Here is a 23,169-nt window from a genome sequence, read left to right on the forward strand (position 1 = left end):
AACCGGATCAGCCGGCGAGCATGTCGCGGACCATGGGGATCACCTTCGTGCCGTACAGCTCGACCGTGCGCAGGCGGTGGCTGATCGACTGCGAGCCGGAGGTGTAGATGAGGTCGAAGCGGCCGACCTGGAGGTCGCGGACCGCACGGGCGATCTTGCGTGCGACCGTCTCGGGCGACCCGACGTACATGGAGCCGTGGGCGATCTCCGCCTCGTACTCCTCGCGGCGCACCGGCGGCCATCCGCGCAGAGCACCGATGCGGTCCCGGATCACCCGGTACCCCGGCCAGTGCGCCTCGCGGGCTTCCTCGTCGGTGTCGGCGATGAAGCCGGGCGAGTGCATGCCGACGGGATGGGCGGTGGTGCCGAACTGGGCTGTCGCGCGTTCGTAGAGGTCGATGTAGGGGGCGAAGCGCGTGGGGGCGCCGCCGATGATGGCGATCATCAACGGGAGCCCGTGGCGGGCGGTACGCACCACCGACTGGGGCGAACCGCCGACGCCGACCCAGGTCGGCAGGTGCCCGGACTCGGTCGTGGGATAGACCTCAGCGTTGTCGAGGGGCGCCCGGACCGTGCCCTTCCAGGTGACGGGCTCCTCCTTCAGCAGCTGCACGAAGAGGTCGAGCTTCTCCTCGAAGAGGACGTCGTAGTCGGCGAGGTCGTAGCCGAACAGGGGGAAGGACTCCGTGAAGGAACCGCGTCCCAGGATGATCTCGGCGCGCCCGTCGCTGAGCGCGTCGAGCGTCGCGAACCGCTGGAAGACGCGCACCGGGTCGTCCGAGCTGAGCACCGTGACGCCGGAGGAGAGCCGCATGCGCTCGGTGCGGGCGGCGATCCCGGCGAGCACGGTCTCGGGGCTGCTGACCGAGTACTCCGGGCGGTGGTGCTCGCCCAGCGCGAGGACGTCGACGCCGAGTTCGTCGGCGAGGACGGCTTCGGCGACCGTCTGGCGGATCGACCTCGCGTGCGAGACGAGCGCACCCGAGTCGTCCTCGGGTACGTCACCGAAGGTGTCCAGGCCGAAGACGAGATCAGACATGGGTGGCCTCCTTACTGAGGATCTCCCGTACGCGCGGGGCGACTTCACGCCCCAGCAGCTCGATCGTGCGGGCGCGGGCCTGCCGCGGGAGCCGCATGACGTCGTACTTGAGGTCGAAGCGGCTCAGGTGCAGGTCCCGGGCCACAGTGGCGATCTTGCGGGCGACGGTCTCCGGGGACCCTACGAAGAGCGCGCCGTGCTTCAGCTCGGCCTCGTAGCGCTGCCGGTCCGGCTTGTAGAAGCCACGCTCCTCGGCGAGTTGACGGACGACCGGCTCCCAGTACCGCCACCAGGTCTCGACCGCCTCCTCGTCGCTGTCGGCGACGAGCCCCAGGGAGTGCTGTCCGATCGGTAGCGGGGCGTGTCCGGCCTGCTGGAGCGCCCGGTGGTAGAGGTCCACGTGGCCGCTGAAGCGCTGGGGACGGCCGCCGATGACGGCCAGCATCAGAGGGAGGCCGTAACGGGCCGCGCGAAGCACGGAGTTGGGGCTGCCGCCCACACCGATCCAGGTGGGGATACCGCCGGGGCGCATCCGCGGACGCAGCCGCTGTTCGACGAGCGGGGCGCGGGTCGTCCCGCTCCACGTCACCTCCTCCTCCCGCTGGAGGCGCATGAACAGCTCGAGCTTCTCCTCGAAGAGCTGCTCGTACTTGGTGAGGTCGTAGCCGAACAGTGAGAAGGACTCCGTGGCGGACGCCCGCCCGAGGACCAGCTGCGCCCGGCCGTTCGACACGGCGTCGAGCGTGGAGAACGCGTGGTAAAGCCGCACGGGGTCATTGGTGCTCAGCACCGTCACGGACGTGCCGAGGCGGATGCGCTCCGTGGCGGTGGCGATGGCGGAGAGCAGTACGGGGACGGCACTGTCGACGTGCCCCGGCCGATAGTGCTCGCCGACGCTGAAGACGTCGATCCCGGAGGACTCGGCGAGCCTGGCCTCCTCCACGAGGAGACGCACCACATCGGCGTCGTCGAGGGTACGGCCGTCGTCCGTGGCGACCTCCCCGAAGGAGTTGAGTCCGATCTCGAAAGCGCTGGCCTCCATGGCCGCTCCTTCCATAGCCGCGCCCGCCGGGACTGTCACCCCCGGACCCCCAGTTTGTTTGACTCGTCAAGTATGCCTTCATTTACTTGACGAGTCAAATATCGATGGGTCGAGCCCTAGCGCATGAGTTCGATGCGCGGCGGCCGGCCCTCCCGCTGCCGGGAGGCGACGCGTCCGGGATCCGGGTGACGCAGGTCGCCGCTCCGGCGGGTGTCTCCTCGACGCCCCTCACCGTCAGATCACGATCTGCGGTCGGCGCACCAGGGCACCGTCATGCGAGCTTGGACACCTGGTAGTGCTTCCACCGGTCGATGACGCCGGACACGATGTCTCGCTGCGCCCCTGTCCTGTCGTCCATCAGGCACTGCTGTACTGGTTCGCAAGAGGGTGGGTGCCGCCTGCACGCCGGGGCGGCCTCGCCGCTCACGGCCGTGCGGGAAGCCTCAGGCGGCCCCGCCGGGATCGTTCGGGTGGGACTGGAGCGGTGTGATCACCGCGGTCATCCAGGGCCACAAGGGAAGGCTGCCGAGCACCTTCGCCCGCAGCTCCGCCTCGTCGTCGGCAAGCCAGACACCGATGCTGCGCAGTTCTCCGACCGGGCGCCACAGCCGGAAGAGGTGCCCTTGCGCCGCCAGCTCCTTGGCCCGCACGGCTTCGGCGGCGCGACGCTCGTCGACCACCGCCTGGTCGGTCCCCTCGGGAACGGTGGTGGTCAGTTCGACCAGGAATTCCTGCATGATCTTTCCCTTCTGGGTGGGTGCCGACGGCACCGAGTGACGCCGTCGATAGGCGGCGCAGGGCCCTCGACCAACTGTGCCGCTCGGGCCCACGTCTCGCGCCGTGGGCCTGAGCGGACTCCGGTCCGTCCCCCTCACCTGGGTGACAGGGTCAGGCGGCGACCTTGATCGTGCCGGCGATCCTCACCACGCGCTCGGCCTGGATGCGGGCGGCGGCGCGGGTGGTGTCGTCGACGGGGTTGGTGCCCTGGCCGTCGGCGTGGGAGGTGCCGTAGGGGTTGCCGTCGGTGAACTTGGCGGGGTCGGTGAAGCCGGGGCTGACGACGATGCCGCCGAAGTGGTGGACGGAGTTGTACAGGGCGAGCAGCGTCGACTCGTGGCCGGCGTGCGCCGTGGCGGTGGACACGAAGCCGCTGTACACCTTGTCGGCGAGCTTGCCCTCGGCCCACAGGCCGCCGAGCGTGTCGATGAACTGCTTCAGCTGCGAGGAGACGTTGCCGAAGCGGGTGGGGGTGCCGAAGATGACGGCGTCCGCCCACTCGATGTCCTGCGGAGTGGCCTCCGGAACACTCGCGGTGGCGGCGTGGTTGGCGGCCCAGGCGGGGTTGGAGTCGATGGCCGCTCGGGGAGCGAGCTCGGCGACCTTGAGAAGCCGGACGTCGGCGCCCGCCTTGACGCCGGCGTCGTGGAGTTCCTTGGCGATCTCCGTGATGGTGCCGGTGGAGGAGTAGAAGACGATCGCGAGCTTGACGGGAGTGGACATGGAGATTCTCCATCGATAAGAGGGGGCGAGGTGATGTTCGGGCGTGACTAGACGACCGGTCGTTTAATCTAGACGACCGGTCGCCTACCGTCAAATGATGGGTGTCCATGCAGGTCAGACACTGCGGGCACCCCACGGAAAAGCCTCAGGAAGCGGCACTCACGACGCCAGGACGGCGCCGATCCGATCGCGCACGCCGGCCGAGGCGGCGCACGCGCAAGACCCGTACCTAAGGGCTGTCCCGTAATTCCCGGCGGGCGCGCGACGACAGCTACGGCACCTCGCCGCGTTGTCGGGTCCTCCGCATACATCCAGTATGCGGACGACCCTCCGCCTTGCGATGCACCGCATCCGACGCCGCGCGCTGATCCACCGGGAACTACGGGACAGCCCTTAGCGGAGAATCCGCTCGAAAACGAGCTCGAAGAACGCGTCCACGGGCGCCGCCGACTTGTCGACCCGGGCCGCGATCAGCGTCCCCTCCCAGGCGCTGAGGATGAACAAGGCGATCGTCTCGGTGTTCAGGGAACCATCTAGGTCACCCGCCGCCTGGGCCTCGGCGAGGACCGCGCCGAGCCGGTGGCCCCAGGCGTCGAAGCCCTGCTTGGCCGCGACCCGGATCTCCTCGCTGTGGTCGGCGATCTCGGCACCGAAGTTGCCCACCAGACAGCCGCGGACGAAGCCGTTGTCCACGGTGTCCCTGCTGAGGTACTCGAAGTGCGCCCGCAGCCGTTCCAGCGGAGGGAGATCGGGCGTTGCGAGCAGGTCGAAGCGCAGGGTCTCCGCGTACCTGCTCAGCGCCTCCAGGGCGCTCTCCTCCTTGCTGGAGAAGTGGTTGTAGAAGGACCCCTTGGGAACTCCGGCCGCCTTGGTGATGTCGTTGATGCCGGTGGCGTTGAAGCCCCGCGCGTGGAACTGGCGGAAGGCCGCCTCGGCGATCTCCTCGCGCTTGGATGCTCGCCCCATGCCACTCGCCTTCCGTGACCGCGCCCGATCGCCCGGGCCACATGCCGGTCGAGATGACCGACCACCTAATCGTAGGCGCTCACACCGCTCACACCTGAACCAACGTCGGGACATGGGTTAAGCTCGCTAAGACGACTGGTCATTTATGAGCGGACCGACCGTCGGCCTGCGCCCGCCTTCGCAGGCCGAGGTCAAGCCACTCACCACATGCCGGACCGGTCCGTCCGCACCTCCCCCTTCCCGCACGACATTCAGGAGCCACCATGTCCACGTACCGCGCCTTCGAGGCCACCGGCGTCCATAACCTGCAGTTGGTCGAGCGCGAGCTGACCGATCCCGCACCGGGCCAGGTGCGGCTGCGCGTCGAAGCCTGCGGGATCTGCCACACCGACGTGCTCGCCATCGAGGGCCTGCGAGCCGACCCCTCGCAGCCCGTGATCCCGGGCCACGAGATCGTCGGCGTCATCGACGCGGTCGGCGCCGGGGTGACCACCTGGCAGGTCGGCGACCGGGTGGGCGTCGGCTTCCTGAACGGGCAGTGCTGGGAGTGCGATCCCTGCCGCCGGGGCGACTTCGTGAACTGCCTCAACCAGGAGCAGACGGGCACGACGATCGACGGCGGTTACGCCGAGGTCGCCTACGCCCGGGCCAGCGGGCTCGTGCGTATCCCCGACGGCATCTCCGCGATCGACGCCGCTCCCCTGCTGTGCGCCGGACTGACCACCTTCATCGCCCTCCAGCAGGGGCCGGCCCGGGCGGGCGCTCTCGTCGCGGTGCAGGGCATCGGCGGCCTGGGCCACCTGGCCCTGCAGTACGCGCGCACCCTCGGCTACCGGGTCGCCGCCATCGCCCGCGGCCCGGAGAAGGAGGCGTACGCCCGGGAGTTGGGCGCCGACGTCTACATCGACAGCACCAGCACCGACGCCGGGGCCGAACTGGCCGCCCTGGGCGGGGCGTCCCTCGTCATCGCCACCGCCTCCAGCGGCGCCTCGATGAACCCGCTGGTCCGCGGACTCGCCCCGAACGGCAAGCTGGTCGTGGTCGGAGCGGCGCCCGACCCGCTGACCGTCGCCACCCCGGACCTCATCTTCGGCACCCGCTCGGTCATGGGCAGCCTGACCGGAACCGCGATCGAGAACGAGGACAACCTCGCCTTCAGTCTCGCCCACGACATCCGGCCCCGTGTCGAGGTCATGGACTTCGCACAGGCGGAGGAGGCCTACGAGCGGATGCTGTCGGGTCAGGCCCGCTTCCGCGTCGTGCTCGACGTCAAGGCGGCCTGACACGCCGGTTACTGCCTGCCGGACGCCGTATCCGGCGGGCAGTAGCCGCAGGCGCACCCACAACACCCCGCCGGAGGGCGACCGTTCGCTGCGGGAGCGGTGCGGCCCCAGCCCTACGGCTGGCCGTGCCGGCCCCAAGCCACCGAAGTCCTCACCCCGTTGCGCACACGCTGTACAGATTCCGTGTGTCTTCCGTATACCTTCTCCGCGTCTCATCGAGTACGGTCATCCACGCGCTGGCGTGATCCCGTCGAGTTGCCCGTGATTGCGTTGAGTTGGTCTTTCCGTCTCGCACCGAGTTGTTGCATGCGTGCGATCAGGTTGCCGACTGACAACGTTGTCGCACGTCGCACCGCGGGGTCACTCCACGCGTGCTCGCCGCGACGCAGGAGAGACAACGTGCCCGTCAGATCCGTCAGATCTCATCACCCCTCGCCCCGCGTGGTTCCGCCTGGGGCCGCCCGCCGTCGTCGCGGGCCGCTGCGCGCCGCGGTGGCCGCGCTGCTCGCCGGTGCGCTGGGGATCGGCGTACTGACGGGTGGCGGCGCTGCCGCCGCGGTGCCCGTCGCGGGCGCCTCGGCCGGGTTCTCGGAGACGTCCGGCGGCACCGACTACGCGAAGCTCGTCGACCCGTTCGTCTCCACCGCAGGTGACGACGGCAACGACCTGCCGGGCGCCCAGTCGCCCCACGGTCTGGCCAAGGTCAATCCCTTGACCACGCCGAAGCGCAACCACACCGGATACGACTACAACGAGGACCACATCGCCGGGTTCACGGCGACGAATCTCGACGGTGTCGGTGGTTCCGGTGGCGGCGGGGACCTGCTCGTCGTCCCGACTTCCGTGAAGTACGACAAGCGGCCCACCCCCAGCACGTACGCGCACCCGTTCAGCCACAAGGACGAGACGGCGACGCCCGGTTACTACCAGGTGGGCCTCGGGTCCGTCTCCGGTACCGCCTCGGCGGTCACGCAGGACTCCGGCACCATCGACGCCGAGATGACCACGACGACGCGCACCGCACTCGAGCGGTACCGCTTCCCCGCCGGGTCGGAACCGAAGCTCGTCCTCGATCTCGCCAACAACTACACGAGCCGCACCCGTTCGACCCTGAAGGTGACGACGCTGGCCGACGGGACCACGGCGATCGGCGGGCTCATCGCGGGGTCGTTCAACGGTGCCGCGTACCAGCTGTACTACCACGCCACCACGAACGTGCCCGTGACCGCCCTGAAGACCTGGGGCAAGGACGGCACGCTGAGCGGCGTCACCGCGCAAGACGGCACCGACACCGGTGCCGTGCTCGCCTTCGACCCGTCCGACGGCGACGACATCGAACTGCGCATCACCCTGTCGCCGATCAGCGCCGAGCAGGCCGCGACCGACCAGCGCCACGAGGTGGACGGCCGTACCTTCGACGAGGTGCGCGCGGCCGCGAAGGCGGAGTGGAACGCCGCGCTCGGCGCCGTCGACGTACGCGCCTCGGCGAAGTCCGACCCCGGGTCGACGCTCACCAAGCAGTTCTACACGCACCTGTACCGCATGTACGCGCTGCCCGTGAACGCCACCAGCACCAGCGGTACGTACCGCGGCGCGGACGGAGCGGTGCACAAGGCGAACGGCTTCACGTACTACGACGGCTGGTCCACCTGGGACGACTTCCGCAAGTACTCCGTCGAGGCGTACATCGACCCGGCCGCCTACCGAGACATGATCCAGTCGCTGATCGTGCTCTTCGCCGACCAGCGCGCCTCCGGCAAGAGCCTGAGCAGCCTGACCCATTCGGTGCCGACCGTGCGCTGGGAGCGCTCGGCGGTGCTGGTGGCGGACGCTCTGTCGAAGGGGTTCAAGGACTTCGACCGGCTCGACGAGGCCTACCCGGCGCTGCTGGCGTACTCCGGCTACTACACGGGTGCGCAGCTGCGGCAGGGATACGTCGCCGGTGACCCCGGTACGACCGTGCAGCGCGGGTACGACCAGTGGGCGCTGTCCGTCATCGCCGGCGCGCTCGGCAAGGAGGACGACGCGAAGAAGCTGCGCGCGCAGGCGACCATGGCGATCGACAACCTCGTGAAGCCCGGGGCGTGGACCGCGGCCGACGGGACGAAGGTCGGCCTGCTCACCCCGCGCGCCGCGAACGGCGACTGGCAGGGCGCCGACTACGAGAAGTTCGAGGCGGCCGGTCTCTACCAGGGCACGCTGTGGCAGTACCACTGGTACGACGCCTACGACATGGACGGTCTCATCGAGGCCATGGGCGGCGCGAAGGCCGGAAAGGCCGCGATCCGGCACATGTTCGGCGAGGACTCCACCGTCGACGACGGCTCGACCATGCTGCACTCCAACGCCAACGAGATCGACCTGCAGGCCCCCTACCTCTTCAACTACGTCGGCGAGCCGAGCCTGACGCAGAAGTGGGTGCGGGCCATCTACACGAGCGCCACCTGGAACCGGTACATCGCGACCGGCTCCACGAACGAAGCGCCCAGCTCCGGCGGCGAGTTCCGCCCGCCGGTCAAGACGCAGGTCTACAAGCTGGCCCCGGACGGCTTCCTGCCGACCATGGACAACGACGCCGGCACGATGTCGACCATGTTCGTCGCGGCCGCCCTGGGCCTGTTCCCGGTGACCGCGGGCTCCAGCCAGTTCCAGATCGGCAGCCCGTTCTTCGACTCCACGAAGATCACCTATGGCAACGGTGCCTCGTTCACCGTGAAGGCCGACGGTGTGTCGCCGAGCAACTACTACATCCAGAACGCGACCCTCGACGGCAAGCGCTTCGGCAACACCTGGCTCGACTACTCGCAGATCGTCTCCGGTGGGACGCTCGCGTTCACCATGGGTTCCAAGCCCTCCCAGTGGGGCGCCCGCACCGAGCCCGCGTACTCGCTGAGCACCGACTCCGGTGACAGCGACCCGGGTTCGGACAAGGGCAGGACCGTTGTCTCCGCCCGGCCGGGCATCGTCGACACGGCCGCGGACGGCACCGTCGACGGCAGCGTGCGGCTCACCTTGGATGGACCGGCGTCCTTCGCCGCCCGCAAGGGCACCAGTCTCACCAAGAGCGGTGGGGCGAGTGTGTCCGGCCTGCCGAAGGGCGTGACGGCGGACCTCCATGTCACCGGCAAGAAGACGGCCACGCTGGCCGTCACCGGCAGCACCGAGGTCGACGCGCGCTTCGGCATCACCTTCCGCGACGCGGCCTTCGCCCACGGCGTCCCCGCCTCGTCGGTGAGCGGCACCGGGATATCCCCGACCGACCCACTGCGCGTCTCCGCCGCCGCGGTCCACCGCAAGGCGCTGGACGCACTGGTGGACCAGGCGCTGCTCGTGCGCGGCGGCAACTACTCGGACGGTTCCTGGACCGTGTTCCGGTCGGCGCTCGAACGCGCCCATACCGTCCTCGCGGACCGCGCCTCCGCGACGGGCCCCCTCATGGCCGCGGGCGACGCACTGCGCTCCGCCATCGACGCCCTCACCCTCGACGAGGGCGGTTACGCCGTCCTGCAGGCCGAGTCCCCCGACGAGAAGGAGGGCCCCAGCCTCACGAGCGAGCGCAACAACTCCGACGGCAACCTCGGCGGTGTGACCGAGGGCTCGTGGGAACGCTTCACCAAGCTGGACTTCGGCGGTGTCGCCCCGCGCAGTGTGTCCGTGCGCTACGCCAACTCGCAGGCGACGAACGCGAAGCCGAGCAGCGTCGACGTCCACGCCGGCACCGCCGACGGACCCGTCGTCGCCACTGTCTCGCTCCCCGGAACCGGCGGCTGGCAGTACTGGAGCACCGTGCAGGCCGCCATCACCGATCCGGAGGCCCTGCTGGCCGCGAAGAGCGCGACGTTCGTCTTCCACGCGCCGCCCGGTCAGCAGTGGGTGGCGAACTTCGACTGGCACCAGTTCTCGCCGTACGAGCTGTCCACGTCCCCCACGACCACGCTCGCCACGCTGAGCGCCGTCAACAGCACGGCGACCGGCGACGGTTCGCTGCCGCTGAAGCTCGGGAACGGCATCTTCGAGAACGTGACGAACGGCGCGTGGGCGCAGTGGAAGGACGTCGCCCTGCGCAACGGCGCGGACACCGTCACCGTCCGCTATGACAAGCCCCAGTCGCGAGCGGCGTCGGACTCGCACATCGAGCTGCGCCTGGGTTCGAAGGACGGCGACAAGCGCGTCGACATCCGCCTCGACTACACCGGTTCGGGCTGGGGAACCGTCGCCACCACGTCCGTCCACCTCGACCCGAGCGTCTTCGCCGGCGTCCAGGACGTGTACGCGGTGTTCGTCTCCGGCACGCACTCCGACGCTCAGCCGTACGTCGGCAACGTCTACTCGCTGACCGTGACGCAGAGCGCCGACACCCCCGTGGGCTTCGACGCCACCGCGTTCCACTCGCACAGCGGGGGTGGTCTGAAGAGCGAGCCGGTCGGGTGGACCGGTTCGGGGTCCACCACCAACCTCGGCGGGACCTACAACGGAGCCTGGCTGGACTACGGGACGATCGACTTCGGCAGCTCCCCGAAGAACACCGTCACGATCACGTACGTCAACAACTCGGCGCGCTGCGGCACGAATTCCGCCGTCCAGCTCTACCTCGGTTCGTTCGACGCGGCGAACCCCGGGACGCCGTACGCGACCGTGCCGCTGCCGGTGACGGGGAGCTCGTGGTCGGCGGGCGGGACGACGAGCCTGACGCTGCCCGAGGCGATCACCGGTGAGCACGCCGCGCATCTGCGGCTGGTGACGACCCCGGACGCCTCGCACCCGTACGTCGCGAACCTGGCCCGGATCACCTTCACCCACGTCGAGGAGCCCGCCGAGACGGACAAGTCCGCGCTGCGGAAGGGGATCGAGCGGTTCGAGGGCCTCTCCGATGACGCGGAGCGCTACGGCACGATCGACTTCGGTGTGTTTCTGCGGGAACTCGCGGCGGCACGCGCCCTCGTCGACGCCGACGACGCGACCCAGCTCGAGGTCGACGCGTACACGCGCAGCCTCACCCTCGCGGCCAACCAGCTCGTCCCGCTGCCGCGGCTGAAGCTGGAGGACCTGGTCGCTACGGCGTCGGCCGTCGTGGACGACCGCTACACCGACGCCTCGTGGAAGGCGTTCACCACGGCGCTCGCCGCGGCGAAGACCGCGGTCGCGGACGACAAGGCGACGGACGAGACGCTCCACGCCCGTTACGAGGCGCTGCGCAAGGCCATGTCCGCGCTCACGGCCAAGCCGAGGACTGTGCCGGCCGCGCCGGACGCCGTGTCGGCGACCTCGTCCGGTTCGAGCCTGACCGTCGCCTGGGCCGCGCCCGAGGACACCGGCGGCTCACGGGTCGTGGCCTACAAGGTCACGCTCGACGACGGCCACGAGGTCAGGATCGACGACCCGGACAGCAGGAGCACGACCTTCACCTGGCTGCGGCCCGGCAGGACGTACACCGCGCGCGTCCAGGCGGTGAACGCGTACGGTACGTCCCGGCCGAGCGCCGCCACCGCACCGGTGGTGATCGGCGGTGGCACCCCGCAGAGGCCGGGCGTGACGTCCGTGACCACCGACGGCACGCAGGTCCGTGTGACCTGGCGGGCGGCCGGTGACGGCGGCTTCCCGGTCATCGGCTACACCGTGGCTCTCGGCGACGGCACCACCGCGCACGTCTCCCCCACGGCGGACACGGCGCTGCTCACGGCCAAGAGCCGGGCGAAGGCGCACACCGCCACCGTCACGGCCGTCACCCTCGCCGGGACCTCCGACGACCGCGCCGAGGCCGCCAAGGTGACCACCGGTTCGGCCGCCGCCGCTGCGGACCCGGCGTACGAGCCGTCGCCCTTCCCGGACGACGTACTCGACGCCACCTACGCGTCCGACAAGTGGCCGGGCGCGGATGGTGGGACGGGCTACTTCCAGGGCCTGCTGGACGGGTTCAAGGACCTCGGCTCCGGGATCCTCGCCGCCGACACCAAGGTGCCGGGCGGCACCCCGCTCACCGCCGAGAACGACAAGATCGCCGTACGCATCAACAACGCGGCGACCCAGAAGGAGGTGGACCGGGCCGTGGTCGACGCGGCCAACAGCTCCACCATGACGATGGCGGACGGTCTCGGCTCCCGGCTCGGCCCGCTCTACCTGGACGCGCTGAAGGGCGGCCGGCTGCCGAAGACCAGCGCGCTTTTCTCCCGCGTCACCAAGGGCCTCGACCTGGGTGGCGCGGCCAAGGACCACTACGGCTACCAGCGTCCGTACGTGCGGCTCGGGTTCGTCGGCGACGGCGGCGCCGTCTACGAGTCGCAGGACCGCTCCTACGGCGGCCTCACCACGAGCGGTTCGTACCCGAGCGGGCACACGTACGGCGGCTACGAGGCCGGCACCATCCTCGCCACGCTGCTGCCGGAGCTGGCGCCGTCGATCCTCGCCCGCGCCTCGGAGTACGGGGACAACCGCATCGTCCTCGGGTTCCACTACCCGCTCGACGTCATGGGCGGCCGTATCGCCGCGCAGGCCACCGTCGCGCACCGGTGGGCGGACCCGGACTTCGCGGAGCTGCTGACGCAGGCCCACACCGAGGTGCGGAACGTGCTGCTCGCGCAGTGCGAGAAGGAGGGGTACGGCGACACGCTGGAGGCCTGCGTGGGTGAGCCCTACGCCGGCCTGAGCGCGGCGCAGCAGGTCGACCTGTACACGCAGCGCCTGGACTACGGGTTCTCGAAGGCCGGGAAGTCCGGGCTGGCCCTCAAGGCACCGTCCGACGCGGCGGCCCTGCTGACCACGGCGTTCCCGGAGCTGACCACCGAGCAGCGCACGCAGATCCTCGAGCAGACCGCGACGGACTCCGGCCGCCCGCTGGACCTCACCGCGACCGGCGGGGCGAGCTGGGAGCGGATCAACCTCGCCGCCGCGCTGTCGGCGCGCGTGGTCGTGAACGCCGACGGTTCCGTCAAGGTGACGAACTACTCGGACGCCACGAAGGCCGCCGACGCCGACGTCGCGGCGATCAAGGTGGGTGGCGTCGCGGTCGACGGGTTCGACCCGGCCGTGTCGACGTACGTCGTCGACTGGCCGAGGGGCAAGAGGATCCCTGCCGTGTCGGCCGTGCCGGCTCAGTCCGGGGCGCGGGTGAAGGTGAGCGACGGCAGCTCGGTTCTGTCGTCGGCCGGACACCGCTTCAGCACCCGCACCATCAAGGTGACGTCGGCCGACGGTTCGGTGACGCGGACGTACACGGTCGGGTTCCAGCTCACGGATCGCGACGAACGGCCGGTCGCGGCCGGTGGCCATGGCGGTGACCGCGCCGCCGGGACGTCCGGCCTGTTGGGCGGCGGAGACGCCGGAGCAGGCCCCGGCGGGGGCGGCGGCTTGTGGTCGCCTGCGGCCGAGTGGGCGGATCCGCTGCGGATCGCGCGGGGGCGCGGGGCGTACTGAGAGGCAACGTATGGAAAGGCTGACCTGCCGCGGCTCCATGGGCCGCGGCAGGTCTCGTCCTAGAACGTGATCGATGCCGCCGACCTGGCGGCCCGCTCGATCTTCTCGCGGTAGGCCGCGCGGGCCTCCTCGTCGATCGGCTGCTCGTGTTCGGGGCGCATGCCGGTCCGGCCGTCGAGGCTTTCGCGGAGGATGTCTGCGTGTCCGGCATGCCGGTTGGTCTCGCCGAGGACGTGGACCAGGATGGCGAACAGTGTCGTGTTGAAGTGGGGCTCCGGCCACCACGGCACGTGGCCCGGAGCGTCGAGGGCAAGCTCGTCGATCGTCGCGTCCGAGTGTTCCCACGTACGCCGGTAGAACGCGATGATCTGATCGCGGGACTCGTCCTCGGCCGCCCACTGATCGCTGCCGTCGTGGTCCTGCCAGCGGGACAGCGGTTCCGGGGACGGGCGGTCGAAGACCTCGCCGAAGTACCTGGCCTCGATCGTGGCCACGTGCTTGACCAGGCCGAGGAGGTTGGTTCCGGTCGGCGTCAGGGGGCGGCGGGCGTCGTACTCGGACAGGCCGTCGAGTTTCCAGAGCAGTGCGTCGCGGTCCCTCCGTAGTCTGCGGTGCAGGTGGTCCTTCGCCGAGGGGTCGTTCATGCGGCATGTTCCTTCCGTGGGCTGTGCGCTGGGTGCCAGGTGAGCATCCAGCCGGCGGTCAGCAGCGCCGCGCCGCCGGCCAGGGCCATCGCGCCGCCGGTTCCGGCGCCCGCGGCCATCGCGCCGAAGCAGGCCGGTCCGACGCCCTGGAGCGTCATACTGCCGGAGCCGAGCAGACCGAACGCCTGACCCTGGCCGTCCGGCGGCAGCGCGTTCAGGAACGGCCGTTGCAGGCCGAGCCCATAGGCCAGTCCGAAGCCGGAGAGCAGCAGCAGGCAGGACGAGACGCCGACGCCGGGTTCGGCGGCGAAGAGGAGGAGCGGCAGCCCGGTCAGCGCCGTCAACGGCACCACCAGTCGCTCCCGGGTCGGTGGCCGCAGCAGTCGGCCGATCAGCAGGTCACCGGCCAGCATGCCGACGGGCAGACAGCCCATCAGCACGGCGTACCAGCCGGGGGCGAAGCCGTGTCTTCCCGCGTAGGCGACGATCAGGCCTTCCGCGCCCGTGACGAACGCGGGCGGGAGCCATTGGGCCAGCATCAGGCGTCGTACCGTGTGGCCGCGCAGGAGCCGGCCCGCGCCATGCAGGCTTGCGCGGACGGCCGCGCCACCGCCCCGAGCGCCGTCGGGTGTGCCGCCGACCCCCCCCGGCTGCAACCGGGGCAACCGGATACGGAGGGCCAGTGCGCAGCCGAGGTAGAGGGCGGCGCTGACCGCGAGGGCACGGTGCGGACCGAGTGCCGCGACGACCGCGCCTCCCAGCGCCAGACCGAACAACTGCGCGCCGGAGGAGGCGATGTTGTTCAGTGAACGGCCCAGTACGTAGGCGTCGCCCTTGAGCCACTGCGCGACCAGTCGGCTCGACGCGCCGCCGTACACCGGTGTGGCGAGGGCGACCAGCGCCATGACGCCGAGGCTCGCCGCGATCGGCATCGGCACCAGGGCGAGCAGCAGGGCGGCGGCGCACTCCAGGGCGTAGCCGCCGGTGATGAGCGCACGGGGCGGGAGCCGGTCGGCCAGTGAGCCCAGTAGCAGCGAGCCGAACAGCTGTGGCAGGAAGCCGATGCCGAACGCCAGTGCGCTCAGCAGCGCGGAGCCGGTGACCGCGAAGACCAGCACCGAGTATGTGGTGATCCGCAGCGAACCCGCGGTGATCGCGATGGTGCGGGTCGCGAAGAGCAGCCGGAAGCGTGGTTCGGCCAGCACCTGCCGGTACGTGGCACGGTCGTTGCCCTGCACGGGTTCGGTGGCGGGGATCATGGCCAGAGCTTCGCGGTGGGCCCGCCGCCCTCACCAATGATTCGTCGCTGGACGAATCGAAGCAGGCGTACGGCAGTAGCATCGCGGGGTGCTCCGCTTCGAAGTCTCCGTCGAGGATCTGCTGCGCAGTCGCTTCGCTCTGTCGCCCGCGATGGACCTCTGCCTGCTCCTCCGCGCGCTCGCCGGCCTGAGCCAGCCGCTGACGTGGCCCTGGGCCACTCGCCTCCGGCCCACCTTCGAACGGCTCCGCCGAGAGACGGAACTGGACGCCGTTCTCGCCCTGCAGACCTCGCGAGGCGGGCCGGACTTCGTCGCCCCGGTCCCGCGTGGCCTCAACCAGACCTGGGCGGACGACCTGGCCATGATTCGGGCGTCACCGCTGGAGGCTGCCCGCCGCGAGATCGCCGCCAGCGTGACGACGGGTCCGTCCGCCCGTGATCCCCGGGTACGTGCGGTGCTGGACTCCGCGGACGCCGTGTCCCGTATCGCCGAGGCGATGGACCGGGCGTGGCACGAGTTGCTCGCCCCGGACTGGCCGCAGCTGCGTGCGATCTGTGAGCGCGATGTCGTGCACCGGGTGGGTGTGATCGGCGAACACGGCTGGGCCACGGCCGTGGAGAGCCTGCACCCGAGCATCGTCTGGCGCGACGGTGGTTTCGAGATCGGCTCCTTCCCCTCGGTCGGCAGTGTCCGTCTCGTCGGCGACGGGCTGCTGCTGATCCCTTCGGCCTTCGTCGGGAACATCGCCGCCCATCTGGAAGATCCCTGGCCCAGGACGCTCGTCTACCCGGCCCGCGGCACCGCCGCTCTGTGGGGTGAAGAGGCGACCGTCCGGCAACCGGACGCGCTGACAGCGCTTGTGGGCCGAGCGCGGGCCCGGCTGCTGTTGGCGCTGGACGCCCCGGCCAGTACGAGCCACCTCGCCCGCAGCCTCGCCATGGCGCCCGGGGCGGTCGGGGACCACCTCGCCATCCTGCGCGACGCGGGGTTGCTCGTCCGCGCCCGAGCCGGACGGTCGGTGCTGTACCGGCGCACGCCGCTTGGTGAGGCACTGGTGGCCGGTTCGAGTTGAGGGCCTCGTGCCGTGCCATGGTGCCCTCGCCCGTGCGGCGGTTCTAGTGAAGGTACCGATCGACTATCTCCTGGCTGTCCGGGGTGTAGGTCCACTGACGCAGAGTTCTGCGTAGCTCGGGCTCGGTCAGCCATCCGTGCCATGCCACCTCGTCCGGATCGGTGACGATGGGCTCCGAGAGCACGGCATCGCACACCCCGAGCCAGTGGGGACTCAGCCCGGCACGGTTGAGGAACGTGAATCGCAGGCGTACGTCCGCTCGCACTCCCAACTCTTCGGTCAGTTCGCGGGCGGCCGCCTGCGCGTACGTCTCGCCGACTCCGGCGGCACCTCCGACACCCAATTCGTGGTGGCCTGGGAAACGGGACAGGTGCTCGGCCCGCCGATGGACGAGGAAGCGGCCTTGGTCGTCGCGGCACACCACCACGCCGACGCGGTGCAGCCAGCCCTCCCGGACCGCTTCGGACCGGCTGACCACCCCCAGCACCCGGTCCTGAGCATCGACACGTTCGACAAGTTCATCCACGGGGACACCGTCTCAGGCAGGACTGACATCCCCTTGGGTCACCGTCGGAAGCGCGCGGACGTACGCCGTCGTACCCGCGCTGTAGCCGGCCACCGGCAGTCCCACGACGAGCAGGACCAGAAGGAAGCGGTGGAACCACCACTCGAACCTGTCGGACGGACGCCTCACCGGGTTCGCGCGCGGCGGGACTTGCCGTCTAGGGGGTGTCTGACAATTCCCGCCGTCCGCCCCGGAGGGGCGGGCCTCGCGGTGTCTGGTGCGTGCGGTCGCAAGGCGCCGGAGCGCCCTCGTGGCGGAGTCACGTGGGCGTTTCGGCAACGCGGCGAGCGTGCGTGCCAGACACCGCGAGGCAGGTGGGAATTGTCAGACACCCCCTAGGGCGGGCACGCCGGCACCACCGGCACCAACACCCGCACGGGCAGCAGCGGTTGTGCGCACCCGGAGGGGGAAAGGATGTCCACGGTCCCCCAGCAAGACAACGATGTCGAGCCCGGACGGAGAACCTCGTGCGCACATCCCCCAGCACGGCACCAGGCAGATCGCACCGAAGTCGCCTCTCGGCCACTCTCACCCTGTTGCTGGGTGCCCTGCTCGCGCTGGGCACCCTCCCCACGCCGGCCCACGCCGCCGCCGACCGCGGCGAGCGCAGCTGGACCGTGCGCGAACCCGGCCGTCAACCGGCCGGAATCAGCGCGGTCGTCGACCTGGACGCGGCCGACGGGACGCTCACCCTGGCCGCCCGCCGGGGAACGGCGACCGTGCTCGAACCGGCCCCGCTCGGCATCGTCACCAAGGACGCCGATCTCACCAAGGGGCTGCGTTTCACCTCCACCGCCACACGCCAGGTGACCGAGCACTACACCATGACCACCGGCAAGCAACTGCGCCGCACGGCGCGGATGACCGAGTCCCGGTTCTCGTTCACCGGTGCCGGCGGCGCCCGACTCGACCTGCTCGTCCGGGTGGCGGACGACGGTATCGCCTACCGGTACGTGCTGCCGGGCAAGGGCGACATCACCATGGTGCGCGAGGCGTCCGCGTTCCGGCTCCCCGGCACCGCACAGGCGTGGCTCGCCCCGTACACCCCGTACTACGAGGGCGAGTACAAGCCGGCCACCGCCGCCGACGCCGGTGACGGCTCGTACGCCTATCCGTCGCTCTTCCAGGTCGGTGACACGTACGCCCTGATCACCGAGTCCGACATCGACGGGCGCTACTCCGGGAGTCACCTGGTCCACGAGAAGGGCAGCGGACGCTACGGCGTCGAGCTGGCCGATGGTGCCGCCGTCACCTCCGCGGGGCCGCTCACCACGCCCTGGCGGACGGTCGTCCTGGGCGACCTGGCGACCGTCACCGAGTCCACGCTGGTCGACGATCTCGCGGCGCCCTCCCGTATCGAGGACACCTCCTGGATCCGCCCCGGCAAGGTGGCGTGGTCGTGGCTGGACGGCTTCGCCGCCGCGCAGCGCAGCCTCTCCACCCAGCAGCGCTTCGTGGACTACAGCGCCGCGCACGGCTGGGAGTACACCCTCGTCGACGACGGCTGGAAGACGACGAAGTGGATGCCCGAACTGACCGAGTACGCACACCGGCGGGGCGTGGGCGTCCTGGTGTGGGTGCACTGGACGGATCTGGACACGGCGGCGGAACGGGCCGAGTTCCTGCCCCGCCTGAAGAAGTGGGGCGTGGCCGGGCTGAAGATCGACTTCATGGACTCGGACTCGCAGGACCGCTTCCGCTGGTACGACGAGATCCTGCGGGACACCGCGCGTGAGAAGCTGCTCGTCAACTTCCACGGGGCGTCGGTGCCCAAGGGCATCCAGCGCACGTGGCCGCATGTGCTGACGGTGGAGGCGGTGCGCGGTGCCGAGTACGGCAACGTCCCCGCGTCTCATGTGACCGCTCTGCCCTTCACGCGCGGTGTGGTCAGTTCCACGGACTACACGCCGATGGCCTTCCAGTTCGGCACGCGCACCGTCTCCGACGCCGCCGAGCTCGGGTTGTCCGTCGTCTTCGAGTCCGGTCTGCAGCACTTCGCCGGGTCGATACGCGCCTACCAGGACCGTCCGGAACTGGAGCGGTTCCTGGAGCAGGTCCCCACCGTGTGGGACGAGTCGCGGCTGCTGTCCGGCCGCCCCGGGGAGAACGCGACCTTCGCCCGTCGCCAGGACGGCCGTTGGTTCCTGGGCAGCGTCAGCGCGGGATCGAGCGGCACCCAGGACGTCTCCCTGGACTTCCTCGGTGGCGGGCGCTGGCTCGCGGAGGTGATCCGGGACGGTGACGACGGCCTGGTCCGCGAGACGCGTACGGTCACGCGCCGCGACACCCTGCACGTGCCCACCGCTGAACACGGCGGTTTCGCCGCGGTCGTCTGCAAGGCCACCGCGGGACGCGAGACGTGCGACCGACCGGTGACACGCCTCCCGCTGACCTCCCTGACGGTGAACCCGTCCAAGGCCGAGGTGGACTCGGGCGCGTCCGTCGACATCGCCGGCCGGTTCGCGGTCGAGCAGTCGGGGCCGGCATCCGACGTGACGCTGTCCCTGCGCGCTCCCGAGGGCTGGGAGGTCAAGGGCGACGCCCCTCAGGCGGACCGACTGCCCACCGGGATGGACCTGTCGGGCAAGTGGACCGTCAGCGTGCCGCAGGACGCGCGGGAAGGCGGCCATGACGTCGTGGTCTCCGCCGAGTACCGCGCCCCGGGCGGACGGGTGCTCCGGGTCGACCGTACGGTGCGGGTGTTCGTGTCGCCGCCCGGCGTCGACTACGTCAGCAACCTTCCGTTCGCGTCCGAACGCAACGGCTGGGGCCCGGTCGAACGCGACCAGGCGAACGGCGAACGGGACGCTTCCGACGGGGCCCCGTTGAGCATCCACGACACCACGTACGACAAGGGTCTCGGGATGCACGCCGACGCCGAGGTCGTGGTCGAACTGCAGGGCGGCTACCGTAAGTTCACCGCGTCCGTGGGCGTGGACGACGAGGTCGGCGACCGTGGCAGCGTGACCTTCGAGGTCCTCGCGGACGGCGTCGTCGTGGCCACCACCGAGGTCCTCACCGGCACCGACGCGGCCCAGGCTCTGGACGTGGACGTCAGCGGTGTCCAGAAGCTCACCCTGCGCGTCAAGGACGGCGGCGACGGGGTCGACTACGACCACGCCGACTGGGCGGACGCACGCCTCACGACGTAGGGCGCACAGGAGACGTGAGTGGCGGCCCGACGTCCGGTGGCGGGCCGCCACGCGCGTTCAGCAACGGAGGACCCGCAGCGGCAGGATCTTCGCCTTCGGTGCCAGGCCCATCACGCCGTCCCCGTTGCCGGGGCCGTGGCCGTGTCCGGCGATGATGCTGGCCATCGCCGTGCCATGCCCGGCGAGGTCCTCGTGGGGGTTGCCCTCGCCGGTGAAGTCCTTGCCGTCCAGGATCTGGCCCGACAGGTCGGGGTGTGTGGTGTCGACCCCCGAGTCGATCACCGCGACGGTGACGCCCTCACCCTGGGATACGGCCCACACGTCCTCCGCCGCGTAGGCCTTCAACGCCCACTGCTGGTCCCTCACATAGTCGGCCGAGGCAGTCGGAGCCGAGGCGAGGAGCACACCGCCTGCCAGTGCCATGACAGCGGTCGCGGACCCAATGCGCCTGCTCAAGTCTTTGCACTCCGTTTCCCCCGGGCCGGTACCGCCGGCCGTGACGCGATCCGACGCCACGCTAGAGGATCAGGCGGCAGGAGCGAACTCCGCCGGTGCGCAAACAAGAAAGCGGGAAGTGCAAACCAGCGGCCTGAGCCGGGTGGTGAAAACCAGCGGGCTCAAGCCGGGTCGTCCGGCAGGCCCGGTGAGCGGGCGATCTCCTGTTCCGCGGCTTCGATCAGGGCCAGTACGGCGGTCGCCGCCGCCACGGCGTCGTGCGCCTCGACGGCCTGCACGATGGCCCGGTGGCCCGGCAGCGAGTGCTCCACCGCGCCCGGGGTCTGGGTGCTGATGACGAAGCTGTGTTCGAGGGCGATCTCGACGGCGCGGCCCAGTGAGCCGAGGAGGCGGTTGCCTCCGGCGTCGAGGAGGGCGCGGTGGAAGGCGATGTCGGCCTCCACGTAGCCGGCGCGGCCGGGGGCTGCTGCCGCGGTCTCCATGGCGGTCAGGGCGTCGTAGAGGGCGCGGACGTGGTCGGGGTCGGCCCGTTCGGCGGCGAGGCGGGCCGCGGCGGGCTCGACGATGCGCCGCAGTTCGCTCGTTTCGCGCAGCAGGGCCGCGGCGTCCCCGACCTGTTTCCAGCGCAGTACGTCGGGGTCCAGGTGGTTCCACTGTTCGGGGGGCAGGACGCGTGTGCCGGTGCGTGGCCGTACGCGCAGCATTCCCTTGGCGACAAGGGACTTGACCGCTTCGCGCAGCACCCCTCGGCTGACGCCGATCTCGGCGGCGAGGGTGTCCTCGACCGGCAGCGGGTCGCCGGGCTCCCAGGCGCCGTCGACGATGCGCTGCCCGAGTTCGTCGACCACGCGCTGGTGCATGGTCGGGAAGTGCGCCACGGTCTTCGTTCACCCCCTGGACGGCATTCATCGAATCATTTAATGATTGGGCCACAGGGTACGGGCTGCGGGTGCACGCCCACCAGTGCCGCATCGCCGAGTGGGACGACGTCTGAGCCACGGGAGTGTGCACATGACCGACCGACGCACGACGGATCGCCGCAGCCAGGCCTGGTTCGGCGCACAGGGGCGCGGCGGGATGGTGTACCGCTCCTGGATGCGCAACCAGGGTTTCGGGGCGGAGGTGTTCGACGGGCGGCCGGTCATCGGCATCGCGACCAGCGCGTCCGAACTCGCGCCGTGCAACGCCCACTTGACCCGGGTCGCCGAGGCCGTCAAGCGTGGTGTCTGGCAGGCGGGCGGGCTGCCGCTCGCGTTCCCCACGATGGCCACCGGCGAGACGCTGATGCGCCCGACCGCCATGCTGTACCGCAACCTCATGGCCATGGAGGTCGAGGAGCTGATCCGGGCCAACCCGCTCGACGGTGTGGTCCTGCTGTCCGGCTGCGACAAGACGACCCCGGCGATGCTGATGGGCGCGGCCAGCGTGGATCTGCCCGCGGTGATGGTGACCGGCGGGCCGATGCTCAACGGCAAGTACCGCGGCGAGGACGTGGGTTCGGGCACCCATGTGTGGAAGTTCGAGGAGGATCTCAAGACCGGGCGGATGACCGAGGAGGAGTGCTTCTTCGCAGAGGGCTGCATGGCCCGCTCCAACGGTCACTGCATGACGATGGGCACCGCCTCGACGATGGCCTGTGTGGCCGAGGCGCTCGGGATGCAGTTGCCGGGCTCGGCGGCCTGGCCGGCGGTCGACTCCCGGCGGATGGAGACCGCGCAGGCGGCGGGGCAGCGGATCGTGGCCATGGTGGAGGAGGGACTGCGGCCCTCCGACATCCTGACCCGGGAGGCGTTCGAGAACGCCATCCGGGTCAACGCGGCCATCGGCGGTTCCACGAACGCCGTCATCCACCTCACCGCCCTCGCCGGACGCGTGGGCGTCGAGCTGGACCTGGGGGACTTCGACGAGCTGGTGCGCACGGTGCCGACGCTGGTCAATCTGATGCCGAGCGGCAAGTACCTCATGGAGGACTTCTGTTACGCGGGCGGGCTGCCCGCCGTCATGGCCGAACTGCTCGCGGGGAAGCTCCTGCACGGAAGTGCGGTGACGGTGACCGGTCGTACGGTCTCCGAGAACACCGAGCCGGCTGAGCGGTTCGGCTCCGAGGTCATCACGCCTCTCGACGCCCCGTTCCAACCGGCCGGGACCGGTATCGCCGTCCTGCGGGGCAACCTGTGCCCGGACGGCGCCGTGATCAAGCAGTCCGCGGCCTCACCGCATCTGCTCACCCATCGCGGGCCCGCCCGGGTCTTCGACTCCCCCGAGGCGTATCACGAGGTCGCCGACGACCCGGATCTCGAGGTCGACGAGAACACCGTCATCGTCATCCGCAACGCCGGTCCGAAGGGGTATCCCGGCATGCCCGAGGTCTCCAACGTGCCGTTGCCCGCCAAGCTGTTGAAGGCCGGGGTCACGGACATGGTGCGGATCTGCGATGGCCGGATGAGCGGCACCGGCTACGGCACGGTCGTCCTGCACGTGGCGCCGGAGGCCGCGGTGGGCGGACCGCTCGCCCTGGTCCGAAACGGCGACGCCGTCGTCCTCGACGTCCCGAACCGCACGCTGCACCTGGACGTCGACGACGCCGAACTCGCACACCGCCGTCAGGAGTGGACGCCGCCCGTCGAGCAGTACGCCGGCGGCTACACCTGGCTCTACACCCAGCACGTCGAACAGGCGGACCACGGCGCCGACTTCACCTTCCTGCGCGGCAGTCGCGGACACGCGGTCCCCCGCGACTCCCACTGAGCCCCGTCACGTCCGCAGTCAGGAGAGCAGCAG

General features: G+C 70.4%; 15 protein-coding genes. 5 read left to right on the plus strand and 10 right to left on the minus strand.

Annotated features, from left to right (window positions below; all coding sequences use genetic code 11):
- Positions 1–7: 7 nt before the first annotated feature.
- From KBY32_RS14055 to KBY32_RS14075, 5 genes are all read right to left on the minus strand, one after another.
- Complete coding sequence (locus KBY32_RS14055; RefSeq protein WP_055619987.1) at positions 8–1,039, minus strand: LLM class flavin-dependent oxidoreductase; 1,032 nt, start codon at positions 1,037–1,039, stop codon at positions 8–10.
- The gene (locus KBY32_RS14060; protein WP_247689430.1) at positions 1,032–2,081 is read right to left on the minus strand and encodes an LLM class flavin-dependent oxidoreductase; all 1,050 of its coding nucleotides are present in this window, start codon (positions 2,079–2,081) and stop codon (positions 1,032–1,034) included. Before KBY32_RS14060 ends, KBY32_RS14055 begins: the two co-directional genes overlap by 8 nt.
- 443 nt (positions 2,082–2,524) lie before the next feature.
- The gene (locus tag KBY32_RS14065; protein WP_210980249.1) at positions 2,525–2,818 is read right to left on the minus strand and encodes a muconolactone Delta-isomerase family protein; all 294 of its coding nucleotides are present in this window, start codon (positions 2,816–2,818) and stop codon (positions 2,525–2,527) included.
- 151 nt (positions 2,819–2,969) lie between these two features.
- Positions 2,970–3,581 (minus strand): NAD(P)H:quinone oxidoreductase, encoded by a 612-nt coding sequence (gene wrbA / locus KBY32_RS14070; protein WP_210980250.1) that lies wholly within the window; start codon positions 3,579–3,581, stop codon positions 2,970–2,972.
- A gap of 393 nt (positions 3,582–3,974) precedes the next feature.
- On the minus strand, positions 3,975–4,547 hold the full coding sequence (locus KBY32_RS14075; RefSeq protein ID WP_210980251.1) for a TetR/AcrR family transcriptional regulator: 573 nt from the start codon (positions 4,545–4,547) through the stop codon (positions 3,975–3,977).
- A gap of 263 nt (positions 4,548–4,810) precedes the next feature.
- Here KBY32_RS14075 and KBY32_RS14080 point away from each other — a divergent pair, with 263 nt between their 5' ends.
- Both KBY32_RS14080 and KBY32_RS14085 read left to right on the plus strand, forming a co-directional pair.
- A complete protein-coding gene (locus KBY32_RS14080; RefSeq protein WP_210980252.1) occupies positions 4,811–5,830 on the plus strand; it encodes an alcohol dehydrogenase catalytic domain-containing protein in 1,020 nt (339 codons plus the stop codon).
- 441 nt (positions 5,831–6,271) lie between these two features.
- Positions 6,272–13,240 (plus strand): glycoside hydrolase domain-containing protein, encoded by a 6,969-nt coding sequence (locus KBY32_RS14085; protein WP_308293727.1) that lies wholly within the window; start codon positions 6,272–6,274, stop codon positions 13,238–13,240.
- Between the two features lie 59 nt (positions 13,241–13,299).
- Here the strand turns inward: KBY32_RS14085 and KBY32_RS14090 are convergent, their stop codons facing one another.
- Complete coding sequence (locus KBY32_RS14090; protein WP_210980254.1) at positions 13,300–13,884, minus strand: DinB family protein; 585 nt, start codon at positions 13,882–13,884, stop codon at positions 13,300–13,302.
- Complete coding sequence (locus KBY32_RS14095; protein WP_210980255.1) at positions 13,881–15,143, minus strand: MFS transporter; 1,263 nt, start codon at positions 15,141–15,143, stop codon at positions 13,881–13,883. Before KBY32_RS14095 ends, KBY32_RS14090 begins: the two co-directional genes overlap by 4 nt.
- A gap of 88 nt (positions 15,144–15,231) precedes the next feature.
- On the opposite strand from KBY32_RS14095, the gene KBY32_RS14100 reads away from it, so the two are divergent.
- The gene (locus KBY32_RS14100) at positions 15,232–16,215 is read left to right on the plus strand and encodes a winged helix-turn-helix domain-containing protein (protein ID WP_210980256.1); all 984 of its coding nucleotides are present in this window, start codon (positions 15,232–15,234) and stop codon (positions 16,213–16,215) included.
- A 43-nt stretch (positions 16,216–16,258) separates the two neighbouring features.
- Here KBY32_RS14100 and KBY32_RS14105 read toward each other — a convergent pair whose 3' ends face one another.
- Positions 16,259–16,741 carry an NUDIX domain-containing protein gene (locus KBY32_RS14105; RefSeq protein WP_210980257.1) on the minus strand — a complete coding sequence of 161 codons (483 nt, stop codon included), beginning with the start codon at positions 16,739–16,741 and terminating at the stop codon, positions 16,259–16,261.
- A 575-nt stretch (positions 16,742–17,316) separates the two neighbouring features.
- Between KBY32_RS14105 and KBY32_RS14110 the strand changes: the two genes are divergently transcribed.
- On the plus strand, positions 17,317–19,932 hold the full coding sequence (locus tag KBY32_RS14110; protein WP_247689431.1) for a glycoside hydrolase family 97 catalytic domain-containing protein: 2,616 nt from the start codon (positions 17,317–17,319) through the stop codon (positions 19,930–19,932).
- Between the two features lie 57 nt (positions 19,933–19,989).
- On the opposite strand, the gene KBY32_RS14115 is transcribed toward KBY32_RS14110, so the two are convergent.
- Positions 19,990–20,388, minus strand: a complete 399-nt coding sequence (locus KBY32_RS14115) for a S8 family serine peptidase (RefSeq protein ID WP_308293728.1) — start codon at positions 20,386–20,388, stop codon at positions 19,990–19,992.
- Between the two features lie 161 nt (positions 20,389–20,549).
- A complete protein-coding gene (locus KBY32_RS14120) occupies positions 20,550–21,248 on the minus strand; it encodes a FadR/GntR family transcriptional regulator (protein ID WP_210980357.1) in 699 nt (232 codons plus the stop codon).
- A 151-nt stretch (positions 21,249–21,399) separates the two neighbouring features.
- On the opposite strand from KBY32_RS14120, the gene KBY32_RS14125 reads away from it, so the two are divergent.
- Complete coding sequence (locus KBY32_RS14125; RefSeq protein WP_210980259.1) at positions 21,400–23,136, plus strand: IlvD/Edd family dehydratase; 1,737 nt, start codon at positions 21,400–21,402, stop codon at positions 23,134–23,136.
- Positions 23,137–23,169 lie beyond the last annotated feature (33 nt).

Source organism: Streptomyces sp. RK62 (genome assembly GCF_018070255.1).
Lineage (GTDB): Bacteria > Actinomycetota > Actinomycetes > Streptomycetales > Streptomycetaceae > Streptomyces > Streptomyces nigra.

Coding starts and splice junctions, on each gene's coding strand:
- KBY32_RS14120 (WP_210980357.1), bottom strand. CDS start 21,248: ATGCACCAGCGCGTGGTCGACGAACTCGGGCAGCGCATCGTCGACGGC.
- KBY32_RS14125 (WP_210980259.1), top strand. CDS start 21,400: ATGACCGACCGACGCACGACGGATCGCCGCAGCCAGGCCTGGTTCGGC.
- KBY32_RS14060 (WP_247689430.1), bottom strand. CDS start 2,081: ATGGAGGCCAGCGCTTTCGAGATCGGACTCAACTCCTTCGGGGAGGTC.
- KBY32_RS14065 (WP_210980249.1), bottom strand. CDS start 2,818: ATGCAGGAATTCCTGGTCGAACTGACCACCACCGTTCCCGAGGGGACC.
- KBY32_RS14075 (WP_210980251.1), bottom strand. CDS start 4,547: ATGGGGCGAGCATCCAAGCGCGAGGAGATCGCCGAGGCGGCCTTCCGC.
- KBY32_RS14080 (WP_210980252.1), top strand. CDS start 4,811: ATGTCCACGTACCGCGCCTTCGAGGCCACCGGCGTCCATAACCTGCAG.
- KBY32_RS14090 (WP_210980254.1), bottom strand. CDS start 13,884: ATGAACGACCCCTCGGCGAAGGACCACCTGCACCGCAGACTACGGAGG.
- wrbA (WP_210980250.1), bottom strand. CDS start 3,581: ATGTCCACTCCCGTCAAGCTCGCGATCGTCTTCTACTCCTCCACCGGC.
- KBY32_RS14095 (WP_210980255.1), bottom strand. CDS start 15,143: ATGATCCCCGCCACCGAACCCGTGCAGGGCAACGACCGTGCCACGTAC.
- KBY32_RS14055 (WP_055619987.1), bottom strand. CDS start 1,039: ATGTCTGATCTCGTCTTCGGCCTGGACACCTTCGGTGACGTACCCGAG.